This is a genomic window from Duganella sp. 1411, assembly GCF_017833525.1.
In the GTDB taxonomy this organism is placed as follows: domain Bacteria; phylum Pseudomonadota; class Gammaproteobacteria; order Burkholderiales; family Burkholderiaceae_D; genus Rugamonas.
In genome coordinates this window covers 44,121-59,317 of sequence record NZ_JAFICD010000007.1, presented here as the reverse complement: position 1 = coordinate 59,317, position 15,197 = coordinate 44,121, and the positions used below count along the sequence as shown (strand labels likewise).

At 68.7% G+C, this 15,197-nt stretch carries 12 protein-coding genes; 9 read left to right on the top strand and 3 right to left on the bottom strand.

What is annotated here, in order from left to right:
• Positions 1–5 precede the first annotated feature (5 nt).
• From JOD97_RS27095 to JOD97_RS27070, 6 genes are all read left to right on the top strand, one after another.
• The gene (locus JOD97_RS27095) at positions 6–923 is read left to right on the top strand and encodes a GDP-mannose 4,6-dehydratase (RefSeq protein WP_373999951.1); all 918 of its coding nucleotides are present in this window, start codon (positions 6–8) and stop codon (positions 921–923) included.
• 23 nt (positions 924–946) lie between these two features.
• Positions 947–2,104, top strand: a complete 1,158-nt coding sequence (locus JOD97_RS27090; protein WP_209725473.1) for a glycosyltransferase family 1 protein — start codon at positions 947–949, stop codon at positions 2,102–2,104.
• Between the two features lie 53 nt (positions 2,105–2,157).
• A complete protein-coding gene (locus JOD97_RS27085; protein WP_209725471.1) occupies positions 2,158–3,309 on the top strand; it encodes a glycosyltransferase family 4 protein in 1,152 nt (383 codons plus the stop codon).
• A 200-nt stretch (positions 3,310–3,509) separates the two neighbouring features.
• Positions 3,510–4,217, top strand: coding sequence for a response regulator transcription factor (locus JOD97_RS27080; protein WP_209725469.1), 708 nt, complete (start codon positions 3,510–3,512; stop codon positions 4,215–4,217).
• Positions 4,210–5,649: a HAMP domain-containing sensor histidine kinase gene (locus JOD97_RS27075; RefSeq protein WP_229264764.1), complete on the top strand. Its 1,440-nt coding sequence runs from the start codon at positions 4,210–4,212 to the stop codon at positions 5,647–5,649. The genes JOD97_RS27080 and JOD97_RS27075 overlap by 8 nt, the downstream gene beginning before the upstream one ends.
• Positions 5,650–5,725: 76 nt before the next feature.
• A complete protein-coding gene (locus JOD97_RS27070) occupies positions 5,726–6,979 on the top strand; it encodes a pyridoxal phosphate-dependent aminotransferase family protein (RefSeq protein WP_229264763.1) in 1,254 nt (417 codons plus the stop codon).
• 12 nt (positions 6,980–6,991) lie between these two features.
• On the opposite strand, the gene JOD97_RS27065 is transcribed toward JOD97_RS27070, so the two are convergent.
• The 3 genes from JOD97_RS27065 to JOD97_RS27055 all read right to left on the bottom strand — a co-directional run bounded on the left by JOD97_RS27065 (position 6,992) and on the right by JOD97_RS27055 (position 11,693).
• Positions 6,992–7,990, bottom strand: coding sequence for an HD-GYP domain-containing protein (locus tag JOD97_RS27065; protein ID WP_209725467.1), 999 nt, complete (start codon positions 7,988–7,990; stop codon positions 6,992–6,994).
• Positions 7,987–10,608 carry an MHYT domain-containing protein gene (locus tag JOD97_RS27060; RefSeq protein ID WP_209725465.1) on the bottom strand — a complete coding sequence of 874 codons (2,622 nt, stop codon included), beginning with the start codon at positions 10,606–10,608 and terminating at the stop codon, positions 7,987–7,989. The genes JOD97_RS27065 and JOD97_RS27060 overlap by 4 nt, the downstream gene beginning before the upstream one ends.
• A 98-nt stretch (positions 10,609–10,706) precedes the next feature.
• A complete protein-coding gene (locus JOD97_RS27055) occupies positions 10,707–11,693 on the bottom strand; it encodes an alpha/beta fold hydrolase (protein ID WP_209725463.1) in 987 nt (328 codons plus the stop codon).
• A 263-nt stretch (positions 11,694–11,956) separates the two neighbouring features.
• On the opposite strand from JOD97_RS27055, the gene JOD97_RS27050 reads away from it, so the two are divergent.
• The 3 genes from JOD97_RS27050 to JOD97_RS27040 are packed head-to-tail and all read left to right on the top strand — an operon-like array spanning position 11,957 to position 15,194.
• The gene (locus tag JOD97_RS27050; protein WP_229264762.1) at positions 11,957–13,201 is read left to right on the top strand and encodes an efflux RND transporter periplasmic adaptor subunit; all 1,245 of its coding nucleotides are present in this window, start codon (positions 11,957–11,959) and stop codon (positions 13,199–13,201) included.
• On the top strand, positions 13,201–13,974 hold the full coding sequence (locus JOD97_RS27045; RefSeq protein ID WP_229264761.1) for an ABC transporter ATP-binding protein: 774 nt from the start codon (positions 13,201–13,203) through the stop codon (positions 13,972–13,974). The genes JOD97_RS27050 and JOD97_RS27045 overlap by 1 nt, the downstream gene beginning before the upstream one ends.
• Positions 13,971–15,194, top strand: a complete 1,224-nt coding sequence (locus JOD97_RS27040) for an ABC transporter permease (RefSeq protein ID WP_229264760.1) — start codon at positions 13,971–13,973, stop codon at positions 15,192–15,194. Before JOD97_RS27045 ends, JOD97_RS27040 begins: the two co-directional genes overlap by 4 nt.
• The last annotated feature ends 3 nt before the right edge of the window (positions 15,195–15,197 follow it).

Genomic DNA, 15,197 nt, shown 5'->3' with positions numbered 1-15,197 from the left:
ACGCGGTGACGGCGGCGTTGGAGGGCGAAGGAAGCGGCAAGCGGGCGTTGGTCACCGGCCTGTCCGGCTTCACCGGCCGGTATGTCGAGCAGGAGCTCAGCGCCGCCGGCTACCAGGTCTTCGGCACCGTTTCGCCGGACGGCGCGCCCGCCGAAGGGCGCTTCGCGGTCGATCTGAACGACCGCGCCGGCCTGGCCGACGTGGTGCAAGCGGTGCGCCCGGACGTGGTGCTGCACCTGGCCGCCATCGCCTTCGTCGGCCACGGCGACGTCGAACAAATCTACCGCGTCAACGTGGCCGGCACCCGCAATCTGCTCGAGGCGCTGGCCGGCCTGGAGACGAAGCCGTCGGCCGTGCTGCTGGCCTCGAGCGCCAACATCTACGGCAACACCGACGTCGGCGTGATCGGCGAGGACGTGCCGGCGGCGCCGGCCAACGATTACGCCGTCAGCAAGCTGGCGATGGAATACATGGCGCGCCTGTGGCAGGACAAGCTGCCGCTGATCGTCGCGCGTCCGTTCAACTACACCGGCGTCGGCCAGCACGAGAACTTCCTGCTGCCGAAGATCGTCGCGCACTTCCGCCGCCGCGCCGCCGACATCGAACTGGGCAACCTGCACGTGTGGCGCGACTTCTCCGACGTGCGCATGGTGGCGCGCAGCTACCGCCGCCTGCTGGCCGCGCCGGCCGCCGCCGGCCAGGCCTTTAACATCTGCTCGGGCCACGCGTATTCGCTCGGCGAGGCGCTCGACATGATGGCCGACATCGCCGGCTACAAGATCAACGTCCACGTCAACCCCGCCTTCGTGCGCGCCAACGAGGTGGTGCGCCTGGTCGGCGACAACCGCCGCCTGGCCGCCGTCACCGGTCCGGTCGCCACCGTGCCGCTGGCCGACACGCTGCGCTGGATGTACCAGGCTTGAGCGGCGGCCCCGCGGTGAGCGCCATGCCCCGGCCGCGCGTCGGCCTGTCCACCACCACCGTCGAACCGGTGCTGACCGGCGGCCGCCTGGACGGCATCGGCGTCTACAGCCGCGCCTTGCTCGAGCACCTGCCGGGCGCCGGCTGCGAGGTGCTGCCGTTCAGCTTTGCCCCGCCCGGCGACGCCGCCCGCCTGACGGTGGGCCGCGCGCTGCCGCTGTCGTTCCCGCTGGCGACCCTGGGCGACTTGATGCTGCCGGCCAGCGTGCACCTGAACGCCAGCCGCGCGCTGGGCAAGGGCGCGCCGCCGCTGGACCTGTTCCACGCCACCGACTACCGCATCGTGCGCATGGATTGCCCGGTCGTGGCGACCCTGCACGACGCGCTGCCGATTTCCCATCCCGAGTGGTGCAGCCCGAAGATGCGGCGCCTGAAGAACTGGCTGCAGGCCAAGGCCGCGCGCAAGGCGCAGCACGTGATCACCGGTTCGCGCTATTCGATCCGCGAGTTGGTCGAATGCTTCGGCGTCGACGAGCGCCGCATCAGCGTGGTGCACCACGGCGTCGGCGCCGCATGGTTCGACGCCCCGCCCCCGGCGGAGCGCGACGCCACGCTGGCGCAATACGGACTGCGGGCCGGCTACTTCCTGTTCGTCGGCACGTTGCAGCCGCGCAAGAACATCGCGCGCCTGCTGGAGGCCTACCTGGCGTTGCCGCCGGTGCTGCGGTCGGCGCGCCAGCTGGTGATCGTCGGCGCGCCGGGCTGGCGCAGCGAGGAGCTGGTCGCGCGCGTCAAGGACGCGCGGCAGCGCGGCGAAAACGTCGTCTGGCTCGACCAGTTGACCGACCACGGGCAGCTGCGCCACCTGTACGCCGGCGCCGGCGCCTTCGTGTTCCCGTCGTTGTACGAGGGGTTCGGCTTGCCGCTGGTCGAGGCCTTCGCCAGCGGCGTGCCGGTGGCCACCTCCAACGCCACCTCGCTGCCGGAGGTGGCGCTGGGCGCGGCGCTGGAGTTCGATCCGCTGTCGGTGCCGGAGATGAGCGCGGCGATGACCGCCATCGCGCGCGACGACGCGCTGCGCCAGCGCCTGGTGGCCGCCGGCCGCCGCCGCGCGCTGGAACTGACCTGGGACGAGGCGGCCCGCCGCACCGCGGCCGTGTATCATGACGTCCTGTCACACTGATGTCACACTAATTTCACACTAAACGGCCGCGTCGAGCGGCCCGACCACCAGCCATGCGCGTCCTTCATTTCTACAAGACCTACTACCCCGACAGCTGGGGCGGAATCGAGCAAGTCATCCGCCAGATGTGCGTAGGGACCGGCCGCCTCGGTGTGACCAACGAAGTGCTGACCCTGACCCGCGACGCCGGCCCGGCGCGCATCGAGCTGGAAGGCCACACCGTGCACCGCGTGCGCATGGACTTCGAGATCGCCTCGACCGGGTTCTCGTTCGCGGCGATCCGCGCGCTGGCCCGGCTGGCGCGCAAGGCCGACGTGATCCACTACCACTTCCCGTGGCCGTTCATGGACATCGCCCACTTCATGGCCCGCATCGACAAGCCGAGCGTGGTGACCTACCATTCCGACATCGTGCGCCAGAAGAACCTGCTGCGCGTCTACAGCCCGCTCAAGCGCCGCTTCCTGCGCAGCGTCGACACCATCATCGCCACCTCGCCGAACTACCTGGCCTCGTCGCCGGTGCTCAAGCGCTTCGAACACAAGACCCGCACCATCACCTACGGCCTCGATAAGAGCATCTATCCGCAGCCGTCGGCGGCGGTGATGGACAAATGGCGCGCGCGCTGCGGCGAGCGCTTCTTCCTGTTCATCGGCGTGCTGCGCTACTACAAGGGCTTGCACATCCTGCTCGACGCCATGGCCGACATCGACTATCCGGTGGTGATCGTCGGCGCCGGGCCGATCGAGCGCGAACTCAAGGAGCACGCCGCCCGCCTCGGGCTGACCCACGTGACGTTCGTCGGCGCGGTGGAGGAGGAGGACAAGATCGCGCTGCTCAAGCTGTGCTACGCGATGGTGTTTCCGTCGCACCTGCGCTCGGAGGCGTTCGGCATCTCGCTGCTGGAGGGGGCCATGTTCGGCAAGCCGATGATCTCGAGCGAGATCGGCACCGGCACCACCTACATCAACATCGACAACGAGACCGGCCTGGTGGTGCCGCCCAACGATCCGCAGGCGTTCAGCGGCGCCATGCGCCTGCTGTGGGAGCAACCGGAGCGCGCCGCCGAGATGGGCCGCCGCGCCGAGGCGCGCTACTGGGAACTGTTCACCGCCGAGCGCATGGCCGAGAGCTACCACGCGCTGTACCGCGAGTTGGCGGCGCGCCACGGCGGCAAGCGCGCGCCCCTGCGCGACCGCACTGTTTGATCTGGCGCAAATCCCCGGCGGCGCCGCGCCGCTATCATGGTCACCGAACTCCGCACCCCGCCGATGGTCCTCATTGATGGCGCTACCAAGATGGCGCCACCCCCTGTGCGACGCAACGACGTCGGCCGGGTGGGAGTTCACCTTCGGCCCCCCGCAAGCGCGGTAGAATACGCCCATCGTCCCAAATGATGGAGAACCGCGTGCGCTGCCTGGTTATCGAAGATGAAGCCGAAACCTCGAACTACATCTGCAAGGGCCTGCGCGAAGCGGGCTACCTCGTCACCGCCTGCGCGACCGGTCCGGACGGACTCGATTACGCCACCGGCGAGCAGTGGGACCTGATCATCCTCGACCGCATGCTGCCGGGCCGCATCGACGGCCTGTCCATCGTCGACAAGCTGCGCGCGCTGGGCAAGCAGACCCCCGTCATTATCGTCAGCGCGCTGACCACCATCGACGCCCGCGTGACGGGCCTGCGCGGCGGCGCCGACGACTACCTGTCCAAGCCGTTCGCCTTTTCCGAGCTGCTGGCGCGGGTCGAGGCGCTGCTGCGGCGCAGCGCGCCCGGCGCCGACAGCACCCAGCTGCAGGTGGCCGACCTGACCCTGGACCTGCGCACCATGCGCGTCACGCGCGGCGCCAAGGTCATCACCTTGCAGCCGCGCGAGTACCGGCTGCTCGAGTACCTGATGCGCAACGAGAACCAGGTGGTGACCCGCACCATGCTGCTCGAATCGGTGTGGGACTACCATTTCGACCCGCAGACCAACGTCATCGACGTCCAGATCAGCCGCCTGCGCGCCAAGGTGGACAAGGATTTCCCCGTCATGCTGATCCACACGCTGCGCGGCGTCGGCTACCGCATGGGCGCCGCCGCCGCCGACGCGACGGAGCAGGCGCTTGATTGAGCGTGAGCGTGAGCGTGGGCGCCCGCGCCCGCTCGCGGCCAGGCTGGGCTTCGGCACGCTCGGGCGGGCCTCGATCGCCGCCAAGCTGGTGCTGGGCTACGGCCTGCTGGGCACCGTCTCGATCGTGGTGGTGTCGGCGGTCTTCTACACCGGCACCATCGGCGTGCTCGATGATAACCTCGACGGCAAGATCGTCATGCAGTCCGAGCGCCTGCTCGGGCACGCCGGCATGCCGGGCCACGGTGCGCTGGTGGAGGAGGTGCGGCGCCAGCTGACCGACGGCATCGACACCGACCGCGAGATCTTCCAGCTGATCGCCGCCGACGGCGTGCCGCTGGCCGGCAATCTGGACGTCGTGCCGGCCGGCGCGGCGCGCGGCGCGCGGGAGGGCGGGGGCTCGGAAATGATCACCACCGCCGTCCGGCGCGCCGGCCACGAGCGGCCGGCGCGCCTGTACCTGCGGCCGATGGCCGACGGCGGCCTGCTGATCGTCGGGCGCGACCTGAGCGAGCAGCACGCGGTGCGCGAGGTGATCTGGCGCGCGCTGCTGGCCGGCGCCGGCGTCTCGCTGCTGCTGACGGTGGCCGGCGCGCTGCTGTTCCGGCACGGTATCGAGGGGCGCCTCGGCCAGATCCGCCGCACCGCCGCGCAGATCGAGGCGGGCAATCTGAGTCACCGCATCCCGGTCTCCGGCGGCGACGAGTTCGCGCTGCTCAACCGCGACATCAACCGCATGCTCGACCGCATCGAGCTGCTGATGGAGGGCATCCGCCACGTCTCCAACGCCATCGCCCACGACCTGCGCACGCCGCTGAGCCGCATCCGCGGGCGGCTCGACGACGCGCTGCGCCACGAGGTGACGGTGGCGCGCCTGTCCGGCGCCGCCCACGACGCCATCGACGACATCGACGATCTGATACGCCTGTTCGAGCGCCTGCTGCAGATCGCCGAGGCCGAATCGGGCATGCGCGCGCGCCTGTTCGAGCGGCTCGACCTGGGGCGCGTGGTGGCCGACATCGGCGAGATGTACGAGGCCATCGCCGAGGATGGCGGCATCGCGCTGACGGTCGACGCGCCGGCCTCGCTGTTCGTCGACGGCGACCGCAACCTGCTGGCCAGCGCCGTCGCCAGCCTGCTCGACAACGCCATCAAGTACGCCGGTCCCGGCGCCACCATCCGCATGCGCGCCGGCCTGCACCAGGGCCAGGCGTCGATCGCTATCCACGACAACGGCCCGGGCATCCCGGACGAGGAGCGCGACAAGGTGACGCAGCGGTTCTACCGGCTCGACAAGAGCCGCCACCTGCCCGGCAACGGCCTCGGACTGGCCATCGTCAGCGCCACCGCGACCTCGCACGGCGGCGCGCTGGCGCTGGAGAACGGCGCGCCCGGGCTGGTCGCGCGCATCCTGCTGCCGCTGGCGCCGGCGTGAAGGCCGAGCGCCCCGGCCGGCCCAAGCTATCCTAGCTGTAATGTGACCGCAATCTTGCGGAGAGGCGGGCGGTCCTATGATGGCCGCACAACCACTCGACTCTCCCATCATGCACGATTTAAGCGACATCGCCCACTGGCTGCGGCACCATCCGGTCCACCACACCTCGCAGGTGCACAGCACCTTGCCCGATCCGACCTTCGACACCGGCGGCGAAACGCTGGTCTCCTTCAGCACCAACAACTATCTGGCGCTGGCCAACCATCCGCGCCTGGTGGCGGCGGCCAAGGAGGGCCTGGACCGCTACGGCGTGGGCAACTGCGAATCGCGCCTGCTCGGCGGCGACCTGGAGGTCTACCGCGAGCTCGAGACGCGCCTCGGGGCCCTCAAGCACAAGAGCGACGCGGTGCTGTTCGTGACCGGCTACATGACCAACATCGGCGTGCTGTCGTCGATCGTCAAGGCGGCCACGCTGGCGCGGCTGCACGGCTTCCGCACCAAGAAGCGCCACAAGTACGCCTACTACTCGGACGAGTTCAACCACATCAGCATCCGCGAGGGCATCCAGATGTCCGGCGCGCTGCGCTACAACTACCGCCATTGCGACATGAACCACCTGGAGGCGCTGCTCAAGGCCGGCGCCGAGGAGGGCACCACGCCGCTGATCGTCAGCGACGGCGTGTTCAGCATGGAGGGCACGATCGCGCCGCTGCCGGACCTGGTGGCGCTGGCCGAGCGCTATGGCGCGCTGCTGTACATCGACGACGCCCACGCCACCGGCATCCTCGGCGCCAACGGCGGCGGCACCTCGGAGCATTTCAACTGCTACAGCGACAACATCATGCAGATGGGGACCCTGAGCAAGGCGCTCGGCGCGATCGGCGGCTTCGTCGCCGTCGAGCGCGACGTCGCCGAGGTGATCCGGCTGACCAGCTCCGCCTACGGCTTCACCTGTCCGCCGCCGCCGGACCAGGCGGCGGCGCTGCTGGCCGCGCTCGACCTGCTGGAGCAGGAGCCGCAGCGCCGCCAGCGCCTGTGGGAAAACCAGCGCTACTTCATCGAGAAGATGGCGCCGCTCGGCTACACCATCCTGTCGACGCAGACGCCGATCCTGCCGGTGCTGATCGGCGACGCCGAGACCTGCCAGCGCTACGCCATCGAACTGCGGCGCGAAGGCATCCACGTCGACGCCGTGCAGTTCCCGGCCGCGCCGGTGGGCAAGGCGCGCCTGCGCTTCATGATGAACGCCGGCCACACCCGGGCGCAGATCGACCACGTGGTCGGCGTCATGGCGCGCCTGGCGGGACGCGAGCTGCGCCTGGTGGCCTGACGGCGCCGCCCTTCAATGCTCTGCCCAGCGCCGCTTGACCTCAAGCAGCGCGGGCATCTGTTTCAGGAACAGGTCGACCAGCTCCGGCTGGAAATGCTTGCCGCGCTGCGCCAGCATGTGCTCGACCGCCCGCTCCAGCGGCCAGGCCTCCTTGTAGGGCCGCGCCGACGTCAGCGCGTCGAACACGTCGGCGATCGCCACGATGCGCCCCACCAGCGGGATGCGCTCGCCGGCCAGGCCGTTCGGATAGCCGCTGCCGTCCCATTTCTCGTGGTGCGTCACCGCCACGTCGTGCGCCATCGCCAGCATGCCGTGCGCGTGCCGGCCGATGATCTCGCCGCCGATGGCGGCGTGCGATTGCATGATCTTCCATTCGTCCGCGTCCAGCGCGCCCGGTTTGCGCAGGATGCTGTCGGGGATGCCGATCTTGCCGACATCGTGCATCGGCGCGGCGTGCAGCAGGTCGTCCGCCTCGGCTTCGCCCATGCCCAGCGCCAGGCCGAGGATGCGCGAATAATGGCTCATGCGGATCACGTGGCGGCCGGTCTCGTTGTCCTTGTATTCGGCGGCCAGGCCGAGGCGCTGGACGATCTCCAGGCGCGTGCGTTTGAGTTCGTCCACGCGCACCAGCGACAGGTGGGTGCGCACGCGCGCGCGCACGATCGCCGGGTTGACCGGCTTGGTGATGTAGTCGACGGCGCCGGCCTCGAAGCCGACCACCTCGTCCAGGCTCTCGGTCAGCGCGGTGATGAAAATGACCGGGATGTCGGCGGTGGCGCCGTCTGCCTTGAGCGCGCGGCAGACGTCGTAGCCGGTCATCCCCGGCATCATGACGTCGAGCAGGATCAGCTGCGGGCGCTCCTGGCTGGCCAGTTCCAGCGCGCGTGCGCCGTCCTTGGCGTACAGCAGGCGGTAGCGGTCCTGCAGGATGTGGCGCAGCAGCTGCAGGTTGTTCGCTTCGTCGTCCACCGCCAGGATCAGCGGCATGTTCGGTTGGTGTGTGGTGATCATGGTTTTTCCCCGGCCAGGCTGTCAAGCATGGCTTCCAGTGTCGCGTGCGCGAGCGGTAAGTCGAAGTCGTTCAAGGCGTTCTCGATGGCGGTCATGCGGCGTGTCAGCGCGGCCGGCGCGCCGGCGCCGTGGATGCCGGCCGCCAGCGCCGCCAGCGCGGCGTCGTTCAGTTCCCCGCGCTTGAGCGCCGGCAGCAGCAGGCCGGCCTTGGCGCGTACCAGGGCGGCGTCGTAGGCCGGCGCCGTCCCGGGCGGCGACGGCTCGGGCAGTGGCGGGGCGGCGAGGGCGGGCGCGCCGGCGCCGCCATCGGCTTGGCGGGCGGCCGCCTCCAGCGGCACCCTGACGTGGAAGGTGGCGCCCTGGCCGGGCGTGCTGTCGGCCCAGATCCGGCCGCCCATCAAGGTGACCAGCTGGCGGCTGATGGTGGTGCCCAGGCCGGTGCCGCCGAAGCGCCGCGTCATCGAGGCGTCGGCCTGGGTGAACTGGTCGAAGATCGCCTGCAGCCGCTCCGGCGCGATGCCGATGCCGGTGTCGGCGACGTCGATGCACAGGCAGGTGTCGTCGCGGCGCGCGCGCAGCGTCACCGTGCCGGCGGCGGTGAACTTGATGGCGTTGTCGACCAGGTTGCCGATGACCTGGCGCATGCGCAATTGGTCGCCGTGCAGCCACGCCGGCAGCGCCGCGTCGTATTCGACCTCGATGCGCAGGCCCTTGGCGCGGGCGTTGCCGCCGAAGGTGGACGCCAGCTCGTCGATCAGGTCCGCCAGGTTGTAGTCGGCCTTCTCCAGCTCCACCGCGCCCTTGTCCAGCTTGGCCGTGTCGAGCACCCCGTTGAGCAGGCGTAGCAGCGCGCGGCCGGCCTTGTGCACGGTGCCCAACTGCTGGCGCTGGCTGGCGTCGAGATCGGTCTCGAGCAGCATTTTGGTGAAGCCGAGGATGGCGTTGAGCGGCGTGCGGATCTCGTGGCTCATGTTGGCGACGAAGCTGGCGCGCGCCGCCGCCGCCTGTTCGGCGCTCTCCTTGGCCTTGCGCAGCTCCTGCTCCATTTGATGGCGTTCGGTGATGTCGAGGATCACGCCGTCGATCCAGACGATCTCCGGCCGGTCCTCGTCGCGCGTGACGGCGCCGTTCTCCCACACCCAGCGGATGCCGCCGTCGGCGTGGCGCACCCGGTATTCCACTTTGTAGGCGGCCAGGTTGGCGATGCTGTGCGCGATCCGCGCGGCCACGTCGGCGCGGTCCTCGGGCACGATCAGCGAACTCAGTTTGCGGGTGCGTCCGGCGCCGACGAAATCGCTGGCCGGATGGCCGGTCAGGCGTTCGATGCCGTCGCTGATGAACAGCGGCGGCGCGTCGAACTCCATGCTGCTGCGGAAGGAGATGCCGGGCATGTTGCCGATCAGGGAGCGCAATTGCAGCTCGCTGTCGCGCAGCGCCTGCATGATGGCGCGCCGTTCGCTGATGTCGGTGATGAACAGCACGAACAGGTCGCGCTCGTCCAGCGCCGCGTGGCCGATCGCCAGGCGGATCGGCACGATGGCGCCGTCCTTGCACAGCCCCAGCACCTCGCGGCCCTTGACCGGCAGCGCGGAGTTGTCTTCGCCCAGGGTTTTGAGCAGGCCTTCGCGCTGGGCGCGGTCCGGGTCGGCCATCAGCAGGCGGATGTCGCGGCCGACGATCTGGGCGCGCGTCCAGCCGAAGATGCGTTCGGCCGAGATGTTGAATTCGTGGATGGTGCCGGCGCGGTCGATGGTGATGACGCCGTCGATGGTGGTGGTGAGCAGCGCGCGCATCCAGCTTTCGCTTTCGCTTTTCTGCCGGAACAGTTCGCGGTAGCGCAGCAGGCCGTTGGCCGACATGATGAAGATGGTGATGGCCACCGTGATCAGGCTGATCGCCAGCGCCAGGAAGGTGCCGCGCTGCTCCGGCACGGCGCCGGGCGGCAGCCGGCCGACGAAGCGCGCCGCCGCCATGCCGGTGTAGTGCATGCCGGCGATGGCGCAGCCCATCACGCTGGCGCTGATCAATCCCAGCACGTGGCGGTGCAGGCGGCCGCGCAGGTTGCGCAGGCCGAAGCGGATCCACAGCGCCAGCGTGGCCAGCACCACGGCCACCACGATCGACAGCGCGAACATCGCCGGGTCGTAGCGCAGGGCCAGATCCATGCGCATCGCCGCCATGCCGGTGTAGTGCATGGCGCCGATGCCGGCGCCGACCAGCAGGCCGCCGCTCAGCAGCGAAGCGGCGCGCAGTTGCCGGCGGCTGATGATCATCAGCGCCACGCCCGACGCGCCCAGGCTGGGGAGTATCGACAGCAGGGTGGTGCCGGGATCGTAATCGACCTGCGTGCACAGGTTAAACGCCAGCATGCCGATGAAGTGCATGGCCCATACGCCGCAGCCCAGCGCCAGGCTGCCGCTGGCGAGCATGATGATGCGCAGGCCACGCCAGCGGCTGGTGCTGGCCTGCGCCAGGCCGACCACCTGCAGCGCCATCCATGATGAAAAGATGGCAACCATGACGGAGAGCGCGACCAGCGAGGGGGTGTAGCTGCCGTAGTTGATCAGCGATGGGTCGGCCGGCGGCGAAAACAGTTGCGGCGAAAAGTAGGTGTTCATGTGATATCGGGTGCTGCCGGGTCCGAGCGGAACGGCGACCATATCACATAAAAAACCGCCCGCAGGCGGTTTTCGGAGAACTGTTGTTTCGTGTCCCGTCAGGACTTGGCGAAGGCCAGGAAGTCGGCGTTGAACTTGTCCTTGTGGGTGTCGGTCAGGCCGTGCGGCGCGCCCGGATAAGTGATCAGTTTTGCATTCTTGACGATCTTGGCGGCGGCGCGGCCGGCGGCGTCGATCGGCACCACCTGGTCGTCCTCGCCGTGGATGATCAGCGTCGGCTTGTCGAATTTTTTCAGGTCGTCGCGGAAGTCGGTCTGGGCGAACGCCGCGATCGAATCGTAGGTGTTCTTGTGGCCGGCCTGCATGCCCTGGTTGTAGAAGGCGTTGATCAAGCCCTGCGACGGCTTGGCGCCGGGCCGGTTGTAGTTGTAGAACGGGCCGGAGGCGAAGTCCAGGTACAACTGGCCGCGATTGGCGACCGACGCCGCGCGGATGCCGTCGAACACCTCCAGCGGCAGGCCGCCCGGGTTGGTGTCGGTCTTGAGCATCAGCGGCGTGACGGCGGAAATGAGCGCCAGCTTGGCGATGCGCTTGGTGCCGTGGCGGCCGACGTAGCGCGCCACCTCGCCGCCGCCGGTGGAAAAGCCTGCCAGGATGATGTTGTTCAGGTTGAGCGCCTCGATCAGCTGCGCCAGGTCGTCGGCGTAGTGGTCCATGTCGTTGCCGTCCCACGGCTGGCTGGAGCGGCCGTGGCCGCGGCGGTCGTGGCTGACCACGCGGAAGCCGTTGCTGGCCAGGTGGAAGGCGGCCGATTCCCAGCTGTCGGCGTTGAGCGGCCAGCCGTGGCTGAGGATCACCGGCTGGCCGTTGCGCGGACCCCAATCCTTGTAATAGATCTCGACGCCGTCGCGGGTGGTGATGGTGCTGGCGGTCTTTTGCAGCTTGCCGGTGGTGGCGGCCTGGCTGTCGGTGCTGACGGCGGCCAGCGGCAGCGCGCTGGCGACGGCCGCCGCGGCGGCGAAGGCGCCGCCGGCCAGGGCGGAGCGGCGCGATGGATCGAGCTGGTTGTTGTCGTTGTTGGACATGATGTAAGCCTTTGTTTTTGGGGTTGAATGTGTGGTGCGATGGAATGCATGGTAGGGCCGATTTTCGGCGCCGGGAATGGCCATTCCTGCAAAGTTGGATTGCAAAATTGCATATCCCGACATCAGGGGGCGGCGCCCCATCCCGGAAGGGAGACGCGCCGCCCTACCGATGGGCGGGCAGGCGATCGGCGGCCATGGATTGCGTTTTTTGCAAAAGTGCTGAATACTTGCCGAGCTGATCCGCATACCGTCGGATCGCCCCTATGAGACAGACAGAAACGATGGCCTTTTTCACCAAGAAGAAAATCGCGCTGATGGTCGGCGTGATCGCGATCGGCGGCGCCGCCTTGGCGTTCTATTCCAAAAGCCGGACCCCTGTGGTGGAAGCGCCACGCTTCCGCGTCGCGGCGGTCGACACCGGCAATATCACGCAGACGGTGACGGCCACCGGCACCATCAACCCGGTCGCGCTGATCAACATCGGCTCGCAGGTCTCGGGCACGGTCAACGTGCTCAAGGCCGACTTCAACGACCGCGTGAAGAAGGGCCAGATCCTGCTGACGCTCGACCCCACCATCTTCAACGCGCAGATCCGCCAGAGCGAGGCGCAACTGGCGTCGGCGCGCGCGTCGCTGCGGCTGGCGCAGGCCACGCACCAGCGCAACCAGACCCTGGTGACCCAGAGCTTCATCTCGCCGCTGGCGCTGGACCAGTCCAAGCGCGAGGTCGACGTGGCGCTGGCGAACATCCAGCTGACGCAGGCGCAGCTGGCGCGCGCGCAGGCGGACCTGAACAACAGCGTGATCCGCTCGCCGATCGACGGCGTGATCATCAAACGCACGGTGGAGCTGGGGCAGACGGTGGCGGCGTCGTTCACCACGCCGACCATGTACCAGATCGCCCAGGACCTGACCAAGATGCAGATCGACACCAGCGTCTCGGAGGCCGACGTCGGCGCGCTGAAGGAGGGGCAGCAGGCGCGCTTCGTCGTCGACGCCTATCCGGACAAGGAGTTCGAGGCGCGCATGCGGCAGTTCCGCCTGGCCGCCAACGTGGTGCAGAACGTCGTCACCTACAACGTGGTGCTCGACGTCGACAACCACGACGAGCTGCTCAAGCCGGGCATGACGGCGCAGGTGCGGCTGTTGGTGGGCAACCGCGAGAACGTGCTGCGCATTCCGACCGCCGCGCTGCGCTTCCGCCTCAGCGACGAGGAGGTCGAGCGGCAGGCCAAGCTGGCCAAGGAGGCCAAGCCGGCCGGCGCCTCCGCGGACAGCGCCGCCGCGATGGACGCGCCGCCGGAGGACGACGCCGGCTTCCGCACCAAGGCCGACCTGACGCGCTCCTTCCGCATCTACACGCTCGATACCAAAAACCAGCCGAAGCCGATGGACATCAAGATCGGCCTGTCGAACTTCCGCTACACGGAGGTGGTGGGCGGCGCCTTGAAGAAGGGCGACAAGGTAGTCACGCGCGCCATCGTCGACAACAAGGACGGTGTGCGTTGATGTCGCGGACAAGCGCGCCGGCGGCGCCGGCCGGTCCGCTGATCGACATCCGCGGCGTGACCAAGAGCTACTTCTCCGGCGGCGTCGAGACGCCGGTGCTGTTCGGGATCGACCTGGCGGTGCCGCGCGGCGACTTCCTGGCGGTGATGGGGCAATCCGGCTCCGGCAAGTCGACCTTGATGAACATCTTCGGCTGCCTGGACCAGGCCAGCGGCGGCAGCTACCTGCTCGACGGCGTCGATACCTTGACCTTGTCGCGCGCCGAACTGGCCACCATCCGCAACCGCACCATCGGCTTCGTGTTCCAGAGCTTTAACCTGATCAAGCGCATGAGCGTGGCGGAGAACGTGGCGCTGCCGCTGATCTACGCCGGCGTCTCGCGCGCCAAGGCGCACGCCAAGGCGCTGGTGGAGCTGGACCGGGTCGGCTTGCGCGAGTATGCCAAGCGCACGCCGAACCAGCTGTCTGGCGGCCAGCAGCAGCGCGTGGCGATCGCCCGCGCGCTGGTGGGCGATCCGCCGCTGATCCTGGCCGACGAACCGACCGGCAATCTCGATACGCAGACCAGCGAGGAGATCATGCGCTCGTTCCAGCAGTTGAACCAGGAGCGCGGCATCACCATCCTGCTGGTCACGCACGAGCCGGACATCGCCGCCTACAGCAAGCGGCTGATGCGCCTCAAGGACGGCCACGTGCTGTACGACGGGCCGGCCGCCGAGGGCCTGCGCGAGATGATGGCGGGCCACCAGCCGGCCAGCGTGGCGGCGCCATGAATCCGCTGCAGATCACCATCGAGGCGTTTCGCTCCATGCTGGCGAACCGCCTGCGCACCCTGCTGACGATGCTGGGCATTATCATCGGCATCGCCTCGGTGGTGCTACTGCTGGCCGTCGGCGACAGCATGAAGCGTTTCATCGCCAAGGAGCTGGAGCAGCTGGGCACCAACATGCTGTTCATCTCGCCGGGCGGCGACCGCGCGCAGCAGCAGCGCCTGCGCAACGGCGCGGCGCCGGCCCTGACGCTGCTCGACGCCGAGGCGCTGAACCGGCTGCCGTCGCTGGCCGGCGCCGCGCCGACGCTGCAGGGCGGCTTCAATCTGGCGGTCGGCAACGAGAGCGCGTCGAAGACGGTGCATGGCGTCAGTCCGGACATGTTCAAGATCCGCGGCTGGAAGATCGACAAGGGCAGCGCCTTCAGCGACGCCGACATGCGCTCGGCCGCGCGCATGGTGGTCATCGGCCGCAAGATCGCCGACCAGTTCTTCTACAAGATCGACCCGCTGGGCAAATACATCCGCATCGAGAACGTCTCGTTCCAGGTGGTGGGGGTGCTGTACGGCGAGGGCAAACAGGTCGATGGCGGCGATTTGAGCGACTACGTGCTGGTGCCGATCACCGCCGCCGCCGCCAACCTGGTCAAGATGCAGTTCCCCGGCAACGTGCATTACGTGGTCGCCCAGGGCAAGTCGGGCGGCAACCTGCAGGACGCCATCCAGGACATCAACGAAACGCTGCGCGACCGCCACCACATCAAGTTCGAGCAGCCGGACGACTTCCGCATCGATAACCTGGCCTCGTTCGCGGAGACGGCCAAGACCATCAGCGCCGGCCTGGCCGCGCTGCTTGGCCTGATCGGCGCGATCTCGCTGATCGTCGGCGGCATCGGCATCATGAACATCATGCTGGTGTCGGTGACCGAGCGCACCCGCGAGATCGGCATCCGCATGGCGATCGGCGCCAAGCCGCGCGACGTGCTGCTGCAGTTCCTGACGGAGGCGGTGGTGATCTGCCTGGTGGGCGGGGTGTTCGGCATCGTGCTGGCGACGGCAGCGGCGGCCGCGATCACCTCGACCGGCAAGTTCGAGGTGTTCATCACCTTGCAGGCGGTGGTGGTGGCGTGCGGTTTTTCCAGCCTGGTGGGCGTGTTCTTCGGCTTCTACCCGGCGCGGCGGGCGTCGAAGCTGTTGCCGGTCGATTGCCTGCGCTACGAGTGAAGC